The following is a 14892-nucleotide window of genomic DNA, read 5'->3' on the forward strand; positions in this document are numbered from 1 at the left end:
GGATTTCATGGATCATTTAGAAAAGATTTTCAATTTAGATTTTGCTTACTTAGCTTCTTTTACACATCGTTTGGATCGGGAATGGGGAATATTATTCTATAATGAGGATCATCCGGATTATTATGATGCGAATCATGCTCATATTTATAGAATGGTAGAGAAACCTGATGAGGTAATTAAGGAAGTGTTATCCTTTTATCAATCTAGGGGTCTTTTACCTCGTTTTTATATCTATAACTTAGATGTACAAGGTGAATTTCTTTCACAATTAAAAGATAATCACTTTGGCTATGAAGAATTAATAAGCCCAGTTCAATTGTGGGATAAAAAAATAATCGAAACTAGTAATCCTGAAGAAGTTACGATTGAATTAGTGACAATGGATAATTTTTCAGAAGCACTTGAAATTGAGTGTAGCATTAAGGAATTTGGTGGGAGGGCTGTGAGAGAGAAAGCTTTTCAACAGGAATTTCATAACCCCCAGTTTACATATTATTTACTGCGATACAAAGGAGATGCTTGTGCGACTGCATGTTTGTTTACAGCGGGTAATCAAGCTCGAGTGGAAAGTGTAGCTACTCTTGAGGAATATAGAGGCAAAGGTTTGATAGGACATTTAATTCGTCATATTCAGAGTGAAGCAGCAAAAAGGGATATAGCAAACCTATGGGTGTTCCCAATTAACGAAAAAATTGAAACGATTTATCATAAATATGGCTTTCATACTGTAGAAAAATTAAAAATGGGACACGCCTTTTTTGGTGGTAAAAGTATTAAGGAAATTCAAGGTTGAGAGAAGGGACGGATAGGATGCGGGGACGTGGTAACAATTAGAGGTTAATCGTTACCGTAAACAGCGCCAAAGAACAAAAACGGTAACAATTAGAGGTTAATCGTTACCGTAAACAGCGCCAAAGAACAAAAACGGTAACAATTAGAGGTTAATCGTTACCGTAAACAGCGCCAAAGAACAAAAACGGTAACAATTAGAGACTAATGGATACCATAAACAGCTTCAAAGAAAAAAAAGGTAACTATTAGAGGCTAGGCTTATAATTTCGACTCCTTTCAACAGTCAAAAGGACATCATAGCCATCCCCATGTCTCTACAATGAATTGTATTTTTAAAATAACTTTGTTATAATGCTTTAAACATCGTTTATACTAATCTATAATTTTATATATTCCTAAAGGGGAGTAGCTTTTTCAGCAAAGTCGTCATTACGGAGTCTTAGACTCTCGGCTTTGTTGGCAACGTCAGTTGTTAGCAAGACCTTTATCATTTATTTGGTAATGGTCTTTTTTATTTGGCCTTTACCGAAATCGGTAAAGGCCTTTTTGCATTTTGACTAAAGAACAAAATATTGGATATGACTAGATACATGTCTTTAGCGTCTAAGTTTTTATAAAGTGGCCAAAACTAATTTTAATAGGTTAGAAAACGAATTCTAAACGAGGAGTGACAGAATGAAAACCGCTGTTGAATCAAGAGTCATAGATTTGAAAAAAATAGTGAAGAAACTGCAATTACAAGGAATTAATGCACAAATTTGTAAACGACCTATTTTACATGTAAATTCGTAAACAATAAAAAAATCTTTTTCTGCGAGGTGTTTAATGTGTCGAAATTAGATGGAAAATTCGTGCCACTACCGGAGGGTTTTTATGAACAGCCTACTCTCTTACTGGCAAAGTCATTACTCGGATGCCTCCTAGTTAAAGAAACTGATGAAGGTGTCGCAGCAGGATATATTGTAGAAACAGAAGCGTACATTGGTCCTGATGATAAGGCCGCACACAGCTATAAAAACAGACGAACGGTAAGAACGGAAGTCATGTTCCAACGTTCGGGCCTTGTCTATTCGTATTTAATGCATACACACTGCCTTTTTAATATAGTAAGTGGAGGTGTAGAAAAACCAGAGGCCGTTTTGATTCGTGCACTTGAACCGGTCTACGGCATCGAGCTTATGAAAGAAAGAAGAGGCATTGAGGATCTTAAGAGATTAACAAACGGTCCCGGAAATCTGACAAAGTCTCTAGGAATCACAATGGAGGATTATGGACACCAACTGTTTATTCCCCCACTATATATTGCCAAGGGATTCAGTCCTACCAGTATATCCGTTGGAAAAAGGATTGGAATTGACAATTCTGAAGAAGCAAGGGACTATCCTTGGAGATTTTGGGTTTCCAATAATAAATATGTTTCTCGACATCAAAAATCTTTGTATGTAATTACTTGAGATAGGTCATCAAGTAAAGGAATATATTAGATCCATGAGCTTCAAGAACTTTTAAATGTTTTTTGGGTTGTGCCAAAAGAAAGGAAATTAGATATGCTTTTTTTCGCGGTTCTAGTCTTAATCGTATTTTTTGCAATTAGTTTATATAATGGCTACAACGGATGGGTTTGGTTAAATTCAAAATGTACGTTCAAATATAAAAAATCATATTTCTTATTAATAGCTTTGTTATCAGTATCTTTTATTTTTGGAAGATTACTAGATTCCAAGATATTAGATTTAATAGGTGGTTATTTTATCGGGGGCTTAAATCCAGTAGGATTTAGGCTTTTTTGTTTCTAAATCTTTACAAAAGTAAGTCATTGCTCACTTATTATTGCTTTTGCTTTTAAAGTTATCTATACTTTACCTAGTAAGTGATTACTCACTTATGTGTTAGGAGGAATATAATTGTCAAATAAAATTTTTGATGCAATACTTACTCAAGCAATCACCAAGGTGAAAACAGAAAAGCAACAAAAAATAGTCGAGAGTGCAATACAGTTGTTTGCTGAAAAGGGCTATTCCAATACCTCGACGGCTGAAATAGCAAAAGCTTCAGGTGTATCCGAAGGGACTATTTTTAAGCATTATGGAACAAAGGACAAATTATTACTTTCGGTCATTTTACCGTTCGTAAGTGAATTATTTCCATATATGGCACAAGAGTTGATTAAGAAGACTATGTCAGAAAATACAACGACATTTGAACAATTCCTTCGTTCTTTAATCAAGGATAGAGTTGAATTTGTTACTGAAAATAGAGAGATTTTTCAAATCGTTGTAAAAGAAATCGTGTACAAAGACGAATTAAAGAAAGAATTACTTCCCTATGCACTTGCAAATATCCCACCAATTTTTAAAAAGGTATTGGAGGAGTTTAGAGAGCGAGGAGAATTAGTAGATCTCCCAGCCGATAAAATTTTAAAAAATTTAGTCACTTTCTTAGGAGGATTTTTTGTGTCACGCTTCCTTTTGATTGATGATTTTAACGTTAGTGAAGAAGAAATCGAAGATGCCATTCAATTTGTCATGAACGGATTAAGAAATCCCCAAAATAACGCTCTAGAATAAAAATAAAACATGAAAGGAGCTTAAAAATGGCTGTTATTCAGATTGATCATTTAACAAAAGATTATGGTCATAATCGTGGAGTATTCGATGTGTCTTTTAAGGTTGAAAAAGGGGAAGTATACGGTTTTTTGGGGCCGAACGGAGCTGGAAAAACTACGGCTATTCGTCATATCATGGGTTTTTCACGTCCACAAGCTGGGCAAACCTTTGTAAATGGGTTGGACAGTTGGAAATACGCAAGTGAAATCCAAAAAGGGCTAGGTTATTTGCCTGGAGAAATTGCCTTACCTGAATCGATGAAGGGAACAGAGTTTATTCAGATGATGGCGGAGTTGCGCGGAATCAAAGATCGGACATATACAAATTATTTAATTAAAAAATTCGAGTTGGAACCTTCGGGAAGCTTGAAACGAATGTCATTAGGGATGAAACGCAAACTCGGTATTGTGACAGCCTTCATGCATGATCCTTCTATCCTCGTACTTGACGAGCCAACAAGTGGGCTAGATCCGATTATGCAAAATGTCTTTATTGAATTTATTAAGGAAGAAAAAGAAAAAGGGAAAACCATTTTACTGTCCAGCCATATTTTTAAAGAAATCGACGCTACTTGCGACAAGATTTCCATTATTAAAGAAGGACGATTAGTTTCTTCTTTTGTGGCAGATGATCTGCGTAACAGTAAGGAAAAAACATTTAAAATGGAATTTCAGATGAAAGAATTTTACGAACGGTTTTCAAATGAAATTCCATCAAATAGTCAATTTCAAATCATTTCCTTAAAGCCTGACAAAAATCAAGCTATCGTTTCTATTCCAGATGCTACTATTAACGAATTCGTCGCTTTTATATCCAATTATGACTTAAAGTTTTTTTCGGAAATCAAGTTTACGCTTGAAGATTACTTTATGAAGTTTTATGATCGAAAGGCAAAACAGGGCGGAGGTATCAACTAAAATGCCGTTAATTGAAATAAAAAATATGACTAAAGATTATGGAAGTGGACGGGGGATTTTTGATATTGACCTCTCAATCGAAAAAGGTGAAGTATTTGGTTTTGTTGGAACGAACGGAGCGGGTAAAACGACAACGATACGACATTTAATGGGGTTTTTAAAGCCACAAAGCGGGAGTGCAACTATAAACGGATTGGATTGTTGGAAGGATTCCGCTGAAATTAAAAAAAGGATTGGCTATATTCCTGGTGAAATTGCTTTTCCGGATGCACCGACGGGAACAGAGTTTCTGAAAAGACAAGCAGAATTAGTAGGTTTGAACAATATGTCCTATATGGAATCCATCATCAAAAAGATGCAGCTTGACCCTACTGCTAATTTAAAAAGAATGTCAAAAGGGATGAAACAGAAAACAGCTATTGTTGCTTCCTTAATGACTGATCCCGATATCTTAATTCTTGATGAGCCGACAACGGGGCTCGATCCACTGATGAGAGTAGAGTTTCTTGATATTTTGGACGAACAAAAGAAAAAAGGAAAGACAATTTTTATGTCGAGTCATATGTTTGAAGAAGTCGAACATATTTGTGACAAAGTGGCCCTTATTAAAGATGGAAAGTTAATTGCAGTGAAATCCACGAGCGAAATTAAACACAATGAAGATAAGGTATATAAAATTGAGTTTATTTCACAACAGGATTATTTTAGATTTTTGTCTGAATCATTTGATTTTGTTGATAAACAGGAAAGCAAAAATCAAGTGATTATACATGTGCATGACCGGGATATTAATACTCTAATGAAAGCGTTAAAAAGCTACAACATTAAGTTCATCTCAGAAAATAAGTACACGCTTGAAAATTATTTTAAAAGCCTATATTAAGGGGGGATTCAATTGTTCAGTAAAACTATTTTTAAGCAAACATTAAAAGCTAATCTAAAATTATGGATGATTTTTACCATTATAACAAGTGCCTTGTTAGGTTTACTTATTGCTGTTTTTGAACCATCAACGATTTCTAGCATGACAAATATGGCGGAGGGCACACCCTTAGCTGACCTGCTGAAAAATACGACGTTTTTAGGTATGCTATCTTCGACCTTCTATTCGATACACGGTATCCTTTTGCCAATCATCTATATTATTATGACCGCTAACATTTTGATTGCTTCGCAAGTAGATAGAGGCTCAATGGCTTACTTGTTATCAACACCGACAAAAAGAAGTACAGTTGTAGTAACACAAGCTGTTTATTTAATTGTAGCGTTAATAGTAATGCTTTCGATTGCAACCCTAGTTGGAGTTATATCCATCCAAATTTTCCAAAGCGACGTAAATGTTAGTAACTCTGATTTTCTAATGCTGAATTTAGGCTGGTTTTTATTGATGTTTGCCATTAGTGGCATTTCGTTCTTATTCTCTTGTATATTCAACTTATCGAAAAATTCACTTGCTTTAGGAGCAGGAATTCCGATTGCATTCTTTCTGTTCGAACTGATGTCTTCGGTAAGTAATAGCCTTGATAAATTCAAATATATCTCGATAAATACATTGTTTGCTAAAGATGCCATTCTAAACGGGGACAGTTACACGATTCCTTTCTTTATCCTGGCAATTCTCGGTATTGTCTTGTATGGCATTGGAATTCGTGTTTTCAAAGAAAAGGATTTACCGCTTTAATTGGGTTATTAGTTTGTTATTGGCATAAACTCGAAGGTTTTATCCATAAGCAGGAATTTACTTAATGAACGTCGAATCAAACATGTAACTCCTAAGTATTGGGTGTGTAAGAGGTCAGGACAAATCAATTTTAGAATCTTGGTGATGAAATTGGATAAAGAAACGTTAAAGATAATAAATCGTGAAATTGGTAAACAAGAATTATCAATAACTCAAATTAGTGAGTTATTGGATTTCGATAGAACTTTATTAACTAAATTTTTAAATGGAAATCGTATTCCTAACATAGAAGTTTTATTAAAACTCCTTAATTACTTATTTCCCGAAACCCATGCTGCATATGGCATTTTAAAAAGAATAACACCGTATCTTAAATCCTTACAATCTCTAAAAATAATGCTTGAAATGGCAAGATTAAATCGTGATGAAAAAACGGTATCGGCAGCTGCAAATATATTAAGTAATGCTTCCTTACAAAAGGATAAAGAATGGGCGGATTGCTATTTGCTGTGGCAAGAATTTCGTTCAGGGAATCTAGATAAAGATAAATATCTAGATTCCATCCTAACAATATCTTTACAATCTGATGAAATGAAAGCGTTTCGATTTATCGCCCTTGCTCATTTTCATTATGCTTATTCTGATCATAAAAGTTTAGCTAATGAGTATATAGAAAAAGCAAAATTAATTATTGATACTTTACAACCGGGGCTAATTAAAAATAGTTATTTAGCACGTTATTACGGTTATAAATCTCAAATCGCTTTGAGTAAGTCTGTTAAACCAGACGATACTTCACTTCAATATTTTTATAAGTCAAATGAGTATGCAATATCTGAATTAATGGTTGGGGTTAATTATTATAACTTAGGATTAATATATCAACATCATGACCATCAGTTAGCTATCAAATATATAAAAAAGACTCTTTCAATTTTGAAAATTTACACTCAATATGACTCGAGTTTAAAGTTCTTTATAGACTACATTGAAGAATTAATCCCTAGAATAAGCATATTGGCTAACGATTTTGATGGGATCAAGGAAAAAGATTTAACATCTACTAAAAACAAATTGATTTACAACATTAAGATGGGGAACGAAACAAAAGCTAGAGAACTTCTTAAGGGCTTTACAGATGAAGAAAAAGAAAATGATTTTATTATGTATTGTCAGGGTATCCTTGAAAGCAGCATTCCAATTTTAATGAAATGTTTATCAAGAAATATTGAAGTTAGTCAAATTTATGAAACTCCTTTACCAGTAAGAGCACTACTTCAACTCGGAATAGATCATTCTATTATAGATGCCATGATTAATGCCAAATATGGGGATATTAAATATTATGTTAGTTCTTAATACTTAAAAAGGTGGGATATATGCCCACCTTTTTGTTCTTCAGGCAGTCGAAGGTGAAAGGGATATTCAGTTATTATCTATTTCTGGTAAAGATAAATAATTCAGCTAATGTAACTCAAGTTTTTAATCGATAAAAATTATATATCTCGAAACTTCTTTAAATATAAGCCGTAATATAACGTTAGGACTTTTTCTACTAAACTCCGAATTTCTTAGGGGGGCAATATGTTTACAACTATTTTTTTTACAGTAGTAATTATGATTCCGTTATATGGTTTATTAATTTGGACTTTCTATTATCCTGAAGAAAGTATGTTATTTGGGAAACGGTGGATGTATAAAGAAGAACCAGAAATATCTAGTGCAGCTATCCGATATACTAAATTTGCATCAATGACTGCGATGATTGGGCTACCCATTGTTTTAATAAGTTTTATTTTTGAAATATTCGTTCTCAGATTAGTATTGGTTCTAATTCCATTAGTGATTATATTAGGAGCAATTAAAATATTTTCAGATAATAAAGATTAGACCTAACAAAAGCGATTGAAAAATTATAAGATTGATAGAAAAAATTGTGTTGATTTTATTTTGAAAACATCAAATTTTAGAGTTTACCGTAACATTCAAAAGGGAGAATTTAACATGAAATACAATATAGAAATAGACATTGAAGCACCAATAAAGGAAGTTTTCAAAACTTTAACTGACGATGAAGAAATGAAGCAGTGGAACGATTTTTTTGTAGAAAATCGATATCATTCAGAGGAGGATAGAAATCAAAATCGGCCTGGTACAAAATATACAACTGTCGTAAGGATGAGGGATGAGACTTATGTATATGAAGGCGAACTGATCGAATACAACCCACCTTACCGAACTGTGATTCGTGCGACGACGCGAGAAGGGGAGAACAAAGCTACTTACGAATGTCTCGCAATAGATGAAGATACAACAAGAGTCACCTTGGAAACTGAGTTTTTTCCAAATAATATGGCCTATAAGTTGCTTGGAAAAGCAATTGGTGGGTATACCACGGAGCTAAATAAAGTGCAATTAGAAGCTTTAAAGGAATATATCGAAAACCGATACGAGAATTACAACATATATGATTATCTATATGAATTTTTTTTAGATTTACAAGATAAAAGCTTCAATGAAATAGAAAATAAATATTATAAAATTTGTGCCAAACTAGCTGGAGCTGGAAGAGCTAATAAAATAAAGCAAATCGATGTTAGTGACTATATTAATGAGTTAAAATCCGGTCTGACCCAAGCTATTTTAACTGCTAATACTGAGCTAGAGGCTAAAGCTATTTATTTTGAGTACGACTTGGACAACCAATGGGAAGGTACCTTCTTCATCTGCAATGAATACAATCCGGCAGAGGATGAAGACGAGGATTGGGCTTGCGATTGGGAAATAGACATTGATGGGCCGAACTTTTTACCATTTAGTGAATTATATGAAGTAGATGGGTTTGATGAAGATGATTCAGCAATGGGCTCAAATATGTATCTTGTCGCAAGAACTGTCCTAGCATTTGCTCACGCCTACGATGAACTATCAGAAAAAAGCTATGTTCCAGTATGTATCGCTTTCCATGATCAAGATCCAATCTATAGAATCAAAGAACTTGAGAACAAAATCCTGTCGACTAAGTAAGCTTGGTGGTTCGTGAAAATATCGTCAAAAAAATCTCTACTTACTTGTTCATATGGAAGAAGCCGAAAGTATGCAAGTTTCTCATTTGTTTATTTTTGGTTTTTTTGTGATCAATAGAATTGTTCAGAAGAAACCGAAAAAAAACCTTTATTTTATTTCACAGAATATTGGAATATAAAATAACAGAATTGTAGAATGATGGTACTATAGGGTAAGGGATGGCGGGAAGTGGCATGTTGTATTCCGTTTTTCTAATTCACTTGGGGGGATATTATGATTCAAGGTTCTTGGAAAGCATTGGTATGGATTGGATTATCAGAATTATGTGCTTTAAGCTTATGGTATAGCGCTTCAGTGATTGCGCCAGAACTAATTGAAATTTGGAATCTTAGCTCTAATTCGGAAGCTTGGCTTTCCTCTTCTGTTCCTATTGGATTTGTAATAGGAGCATTGTTTAGTGCCTATTTTGGGGTTGCTGACCGTTTTAATCCCCGAAAGGTTTTTGCAATTTCGGCACTTATAGGTGCAATATTGAATGCTTTACTAATTATAGTCGATTCCGGCTTTTTCGGTATTCTACTAAGGATATTAACTGGAATAACCCTCGCTGGTGTATACCCAATCGCTGTAAAAATTTTATCAGAATGGTTTCCTAGAAAACGTGGGTTGGCAATAGGAATCTTAATTGCGGCATTAACATTAGGATCATCATTACCCCATTTTATTATTATGTTCTTTTCTTCATTAAATTGGAAATTCGTGATCATTAGTAGTTCAGTATTGGCTTTATTATCAGCTTTCGTAGTCTTATTTATTTTAGTGGATGCCCCGGTAAAATCTAAAAGATTGCCCTTCTCTTTAAAAGTAATAAAAAAAGTAATTATGAATAAACCAGTGATGCTTGCGAACTACGGTTACTTCGGCCATATGTGGGAATTGTATGCGATGTGGACATGGCTTCCTGCATTTTTGACTGCTAGTTTTTCCACCTATTCACCAGAAACTCCTCATTGGTTCATTGCATTATCTTCTTTTATTTCAATAGGAATTGCAGGTGGGATTGGTTGTGTGGTCGGTGGACTAATCTCTGATAAAATCGGAAGAGCCAATTTAACGATTATTTCAATGTTTATCAGTGCTATCTGTTCGATAATGATAGGTTTTACATTTGGGCAATTTATTTGGTTAACTCTAATAATCTCTATTATTTGGGGGGTGTCCGTCATATCTGATTCCGCCCAATTTTCTGCAGCAGTTTCAGAAATAGCCGAAGATGAGTATGTAGGTACAGCCCTTACTTTTCAAATGTGTATCGGTTTCCTATTGACAATATTCTCTATAAATCTAATCCCTCTTATTCAGAGAATAGTTGGTTGGGAGTGGGTGTTTACAATATTAGCGATTGGACCTATTCTTGGAATTTTAACTATGGTGAAATATAGACGTTATGAATTCAATAACGAGAAAGTGTAAGTGTAACTTTTAATTACATAAATCATAAATATTTTTCAATCTGGAGGTATGGACACTAGATAGTTCAACTAGGAAAAATCCTTCGACACATTGAATATAGTAGTTGTTATATTTAAAAAAAATGATTTTAGGGGATGAATACATGACGAAGGGTTTTAATAAAATTCAGGAAGTTTTGGAAAATTACAAGTCTGCCATTTACGAGAAAGATGTTGAGAGATTCTTATCTTCTTACTCTACAGATATCCATATTTATGACTGTTGGCAAAACTGGGAGAGCATTGGTGTTTCAGTGTGGAAGGATTCCGTAACAGGATGGTTTAATGGTTTAAGTGAGGAAAGTGTTTTACTCAAAGTAGACTTTAATGATTTAGTAATAACAGAAAATATGGATATTGCATTCGTTCATTGTGTTGTTACCTTTGCAGCTCATAACGAAGAAACGGGAGAGAAACTACGTCAGATAACAAATAGATTTACATTTTGTTTAGGTAAAGAAAATGAATCTTGGAAGATAACTCATGAGCATTCATCTTTACCAATTGATATGGAAACTGGAAAAGGGATTTTTAACTTAAAGTAAAAATTGCTGTGATACGGTTCACCGTGATGTTGTATCTAAATGAGTTATTATTTTACTTTAGTTAGTAAAAATTTAAGTTATTCTACTTCAATTAATCGATAAGTTCTGAACTAACAAATAACTTAATGGAGAGGGTTGAAGATATCTTGAAGGGAAAATATGGAAAGTTATCTTTTGTTTTATCCATTGCAGGGATTTTGCTATTTTACTTGAGTTCTCAAGAAAGTAATGGAGTGTTCAACCCTTATTTCTTCATAGGGCTCACTTTTTGGATAACAAGTTTGATGTTATGTGTTCAGGGTGTCAAAACAAAAGAAAGTGGTTCCTTAAAATATTGTTGGAATGGGAATCATTTCTCTTATTGTTATTGGCTATGGATTGTTAACAGTCATTATTGGCATTCGTGGTTTCGGAGCATAAAAAGTATTCTTGTACAGAGCATCAGTCTTAAAGATTGATGCTTTTGTACTATAATACCTTATGCCCTTTTGGTAGAACGAGCAAGTTAGTGGTAGAAGGTATTTGTCATCATTAATGGTTTAATTATTTTTAAATACAAAAAAGGCGAAAATTTCAGATTTCATTTAACTATTACAAAGGAGTATTTAAATGAGTGACAATAAACTGCTTAATATTTTCAAAAGTGATCTTTACAATTATTCATTGGACCAGCTTAGATATATCTCGGAAGAAGGGGTTTGGTCAATTGGGCAGATGTATGACCATTTAATGGTTGTTGCCAATGAGTATCTAGATAATATGGAAACATGTGCTACATTAAATGAGGAACAACCCCTTGGGAAAACCCAGTTTGGTGAGCAATTATATAGGAACGGAGGCTTTCCACTTATTAAAATTAGATTACCAGATGAACTAAATTCTCCACCAAATAATTCAGACAGCAACGAAGACCTAATTATTAGGATGGATCAGTTAATTCAAAGAATGAGTCATTGGGAATCGAAAGTGGATTATATTAACCCAAACAATAAAGTTGAACATGGAGGGTTCGGCTGGCTGAATGCAAAGGAATGGTATGATTTGGTTGGAATGCATTTTCGTCATCATTTGAGACAAAAAGATGAGTTGGAAAGTTACATATTATAGATTGAATATGAACAAAATCAAATTGTACTTAAATTTATTTTTGTTATATTTAACCTTTTTTGTTAAAATGAAGGTAGTGGAGATATATTGAAAGGGGATAAGATTCTAATGTGGATGAACTTGTAATGATTAAAAATTGGATAGATTATTTTTTACTCTCATTAATGAGAGCTATTTGACTATCCATTATCATTCAAGGGATGCATTATATGGCTTCAAAAAGCCTGTTTAAAAAGATGGATGCCTTTTGTGTATTTACCTTTTTTGTAGGAAAATTATATCTCCTGTTGACCTAATTTATGCGTCCTTCATTTGGAGGAATATTATTATGGACCAATTAAAAGATAAAATTGCAATTATTACGGGTGTAAGCCGTCTAAAAGGGATAGGAGCAGCTATTTGTCGAGAGTTAGCTGAAACGGGTTATCATATCTTTTTTACTTATTGGACGGAATATGATAAAGAAATGCCTTGGAGTATTGAATTAGATGAGCCATTAAAATTAAAAGATGAACTATTGAAAAAAGGAGTGAAAGTATCGTGTATGGAGTTGAATTTAACTCAACATGATGCACCTGAGCAACTTATAAATACAGTAATTGAACAACTTGGCTTTCCTGATATCTTGATTAATAACGCAGCATACTCAACTAACAACGATTTTTCTAATTTGACTGCCGAAGTCTTAGATAAACATTACATGGTCAATGTTCGTGCAACGACACTATTGAGTAGTAAATTTGCTCAAAGGTTTGATAAAAAATCGGGTGGAAGAATAGTTAATATCACTTCAGGTCAGTTTCAAGGACCAATGCCAGGTGAATTAGCTTATGCAACAACAAAAGGAGCTGTTGATGCTTTAACTATTACTTTGTCGGCGGAACTAGCCCCGTTAGGTATAACGGTCAATGCAATAAATCCAGGTCCAACTGATACCGGCTGGATGACAGAGGAAATAAAAACTCAATTAAAACCGATGTTTCCTTTTGGTAGAATAGGTGAACCAAAAGATGTTGCAAAAACGATTAAATTTCTAGTGAGTGATGAAGCAGATTGGATTACAGGTCAGATTATTCATTCAGAAGGTGGATTTAAAAGATAAATTATACTAAAAGGCTCTTATCCTAGAGCCTTTTTGTTGTATTAAATATCAGCATTGATATGAGTTTATGAACTATTGTACTAATATAAACAGGGACATTTCTTCAATTCAAAGTAGTGCTTTGGGTAAAAGCAAAAACCTTCACCAGTTGTAAGCCAAACATAAGTGTTTTGAAATACACAGTCTATCATATAGGATGGAGAAGTAGGCTTTAGTGGAATGTATGGTGGTGGAGGGGACTCAGGTTGTTGTCTCATTGAACCTTAACGCTCACAATGACTTACAATTATGGCCTTTTACCAGAACTTAATTTGCATTTGTATTGTAAACACCTTGTGCTGAATATAATTATTAAAAAATTCACTGGAGGTGTTTTGTTATGGAGTGGAAACCAGATAAGCTATTACAATTGATACTTATATATGTAATGCTCAGTGGATTTACTTATTGGTTACCTACAATAAGAGGCTTATTCGATGGACCATCCTATACGTGGTCAGGTTGGATGGGCATAGTCGGAAAAGGAGTTGGTGGGCAGTATTGGATATTATTAATATTTACTGCCCTAATGACCATCGTAGTTTTTTTAGGATGGAGAGGAACTTTCAAGCCATTTCGTTGGTTACTATTAATCTGGTTTATGCTTTTAGTCGTAGAATCCGGAACATGGTTCTTCTCTTCAGAAACAGTCCAATTAAAGGGAGATACTTTAGGAATAGAGGTGTCTTTAGGAGAAATAATTTTCCCATTCGATATCCTTTTTTTGTCCTTATCTTGCTTATGGCTTATTCGTGATATAAGGTCGAATCAACCCCATCAATCCCCTTCATGGAAAAGGTTAAACCGCCATTTATTGATACTGTTTTTCTGTCTCTTACCACTACAATTTATTTTCCTTAGATTTTTTGATCATAACAAAATCTTTGATCTGATGGGAGTATTCCTCACTATTGTCCAATGGATATTACTAAACCTATCCTTCTATCCGTGGAAATCTCAAATACCAAGAAACTGACACAGAATAGGGCACGTTTATGAAAGATCATAAGCCTAATGCCTCACTAAAAATAAGAGGGATTAGGCTTTTTAAACTTTCTAAATCCTTCATACTATCAGATTATATTCTCTTTATTAAGGATATCTCTCACAACATTCTCTAATTTAACATTCTCCAGAACTTTCTCCATTGCTAATTGAGCAGCTGAAAAAAATGGTTCTATTGCATTTTGGATGTTCCTACCTACGGGACATTCTGGATTCGGATTTTCATGTAAGCTAAATAGCTCATTATCTTGCACAACATTAACTGCCTTATAGACGTCAAGCATTGTAATGTCAGATAGTTCCTTGGCAAGTTTAGCTCCAGCGATACCAGGATGTACTTCTATTAACCCAGCTTTTTTTAGCATCCCCATAATTTTCCTGATCATTGCTGGGTTCGCGTTTACACTCCCCGCTAAAAATTGAGATGAGCTCACCCCATCTTTATTTATTTCAATTAAAGCTAATATATGAATTCCGACTGATAATCGGCTGCTGATGGACATTTCCAGTCACCTACCTTATTTACTTACAATAATAAAACTAAAGGATTCCTTCATGTA

Annotated in this window: 15 protein-coding genes; 14 read left to right on the forward strand and 1 reads right to left on the reverse strand. The window is 34.0% G+C overall.

The features are described 5' to 3' along the window. Positions 1-7: 7 nt before the first annotated feature. The 14 genes from LRP83_RS15825 to LRP83_RS15890 all read left to right on the forward strand — a co-directional run bounded on the left by LRP83_RS15825 (position 8) and on the right by LRP83_RS15890 (position 14303). Positions 8-793: a GNAT family N-acetyltransferase gene (locus LRP83_RS15825; RefSeq protein ID WP_230497658.1), complete on the forward strand. Its 786-nt coding sequence runs from the start codon at positions 8-10 to the stop codon at positions 791-793. 826 nt (positions 794-1619) lie between these two features. Beyond that, positions 1620-2246 (forward strand): DNA-3-methyladenine glycosylase, encoded by a 627-nt coding sequence (locus LRP83_RS15830; protein WP_230497659.1) that lies wholly within the window; start codon positions 1620-1622, stop codon positions 2244-2246. A 450-nt stretch (positions 2247-2696) separates the two neighbouring features. Then, positions 2697-3359 carry a TetR/AcrR family transcriptional regulator gene (locus tag LRP83_RS15835; RefSeq protein WP_230497660.1) on the forward strand — a complete coding sequence of 221 codons (663 nt, stop codon included), beginning with the start codon at positions 2697-2699 and terminating at the stop codon, positions 3357-3359. Positions 3360-3385: 26 nt separating this feature from the next. Next, on the forward strand, positions 3386-4315 hold the full coding sequence (locus LRP83_RS15840) for an ABC transporter ATP-binding protein (RefSeq protein ID WP_230497661.1): 930 nt from the start codon (positions 3386-3388) through the stop codon (positions 4313-4315). A 1-nt stretch (position 4316) separates the two neighbouring features. Next, positions 4317-5198 (forward strand): ABC transporter ATP-binding protein, encoded by an 882-nt coding sequence (locus LRP83_RS15845; protein ID WP_230497662.1) that lies wholly within the window; start codon positions 4317-4319, stop codon positions 5196-5198. 12 nt (positions 5199-5210) lie between these two features. Continuing rightward, complete coding sequence (locus tag LRP83_RS15850; RefSeq protein ID WP_230497663.1) at positions 5211-5996, forward strand: ABC transporter permease; 786 nt, start codon at positions 5211-5213, stop codon at positions 5994-5996. Positions 5997-6146: 150 nt separating this feature from the next. Next, entirely contained in the window at positions 6147-7355 is a 1209-nt protein-coding gene (locus LRP83_RS15855; RefSeq protein WP_230497664.1) for an AimR family lysis-lysogeny pheromone receptor, read from the forward strand. A gap of 225 nt (positions 7356-7580) precedes the next feature. Beyond that, entirely contained in the window at positions 7581-7886 is a 306-nt protein-coding gene (locus LRP83_RS15860; protein ID WP_230497665.1) for a hypothetical protein, read from the forward strand. A 114-nt stretch (positions 7887-8000) separates the two neighbouring features. Next, the gene (locus LRP83_RS15865; protein ID WP_230497666.1) at positions 8001-9023 is read left to right on the forward strand and encodes an SRPBCC family protein; all 1023 of its coding nucleotides are present in this window, start codon (positions 8001-8003) and stop codon (positions 9021-9023) included. A 273-nt stretch (positions 9024-9296) separates the two neighbouring features. Then, positions 9297-10496, forward strand: coding sequence for an MFS transporter (locus tag LRP83_RS15870; protein WP_230497667.1), 1200 nt, complete (start codon positions 9297-9299; stop codon positions 10494-10496). A 142-nt stretch (positions 10497-10638) separates the two neighbouring features. Further along, the gene (locus LRP83_RS15875; protein ID WP_230497668.1) at positions 10639-11079 is read left to right on the forward strand and encodes a YybH family protein; all 441 of its coding nucleotides are present in this window, start codon (positions 10639-10641) and stop codon (positions 11077-11079) included. A 609-nt stretch (positions 11080-11688) separates the two neighbouring features. Next, entirely contained in the window at positions 11689-12186 is a 498-nt protein-coding gene (locus LRP83_RS15880; RefSeq protein ID WP_230497669.1) for a DinB family protein, read from the forward strand. 325 nt (positions 12187-12511) lie between these two features. Beyond that, on the forward strand, positions 12512-13288 hold the full coding sequence (locus LRP83_RS15885) for an SDR family oxidoreductase (RefSeq protein WP_435531367.1): 777 nt from the start codon (positions 12512-12514) through the stop codon (positions 13286-13288). 379 nt (positions 13289-13667) lie between these two features. Further along, on the forward strand, positions 13668-14303 hold the full coding sequence (locus tag LRP83_RS15890; protein ID WP_230497671.1) for a hypothetical protein: 636 nt from the start codon (positions 13668-13670) through the stop codon (positions 14301-14303). 97 nt (positions 14304-14400) lie between these two features. Here LRP83_RS15890 and LRP83_RS15895 read toward each other — a convergent pair whose 3' ends face one another. Further along, positions 14401-14835 (reverse strand): Rrf2 family transcriptional regulator, encoded by a 435-nt coding sequence (locus LRP83_RS15895; protein ID WP_230497672.1) that lies wholly within the window; start codon positions 14833-14835, stop codon positions 14401-14403. Positions 14836-14892 lie beyond the last annotated feature (57 nt).

Source organism: Pseudoneobacillus rhizosphaerae, assembly GCF_917563885.1.
In the GTDB taxonomy this organism is placed as follows: Bacteria; Bacillota; Bacilli; order Bacillales; family Cytobacillaceae; genus Pseudoneobacillus; species Pseudoneobacillus rhizosphaerae.

Excerpts from the sequence above, each read along its gene's own strand:
- LRP83_RS15825 (WP_230497658.1), top strand. The coding sequence starts at position 8 with ATGGATCATTTAGAAAAGATTTTCAATTTAGATTTTGCTTACTTAGCT.
- LRP83_RS15840 (WP_230497661.1), top strand. The coding sequence starts at position 3,386 with ATGGCTGTTATTCAGATTGATCATTTAACAAAAGATTATGGTCATAAT.
- LRP83_RS15845 (WP_230497662.1), top strand. The coding sequence starts at position 4,317 with ATGCCGTTAATTGAAATAAAAAATATGACTAAAGATTATGGAAGTGGA.
- LRP83_RS15860 (WP_230497665.1), top strand. The coding sequence starts at position 7,581 with ATGTTTACAACTATTTTTTTTACAGTAGTAATTATGATTCCGTTATAT.
- LRP83_RS15865 (WP_230497666.1), top strand. The coding sequence starts at position 8,001 with ATGAAATACAATATAGAAATAGACATTGAAGCACCAATAAAGGAAGTT.
- LRP83_RS15870 (WP_230497667.1), top strand. The coding sequence starts at position 9,297 with ATGATTCAAGGTTCTTGGAAAGCATTGGTATGGATTGGATTATCAGAA.
- LRP83_RS15875 (WP_230497668.1), top strand. The coding sequence starts at position 10,639 with ATGACGAAGGGTTTTAATAAAATTCAGGAAGTTTTGGAAAATTACAAG.
- LRP83_RS15880 (WP_230497669.1), top strand. The coding sequence starts at position 11,689 with ATGAGTGACAATAAACTGCTTAATATTTTCAAAAGTGATCTTTACAAT.
- LRP83_RS15890 (WP_230497671.1), top strand. The coding sequence starts at position 13,668 with ATGGAGTGGAAACCAGATAAGCTATTACAATTGATACTTATATATGTA.
- LRP83_RS15895 (WP_230497672.1), bottom strand. The coding sequence starts at position 14,835 with ATGTCCATCAGCAGCCGATTATCAGTCGGAATTCATATATTAGCTTTA.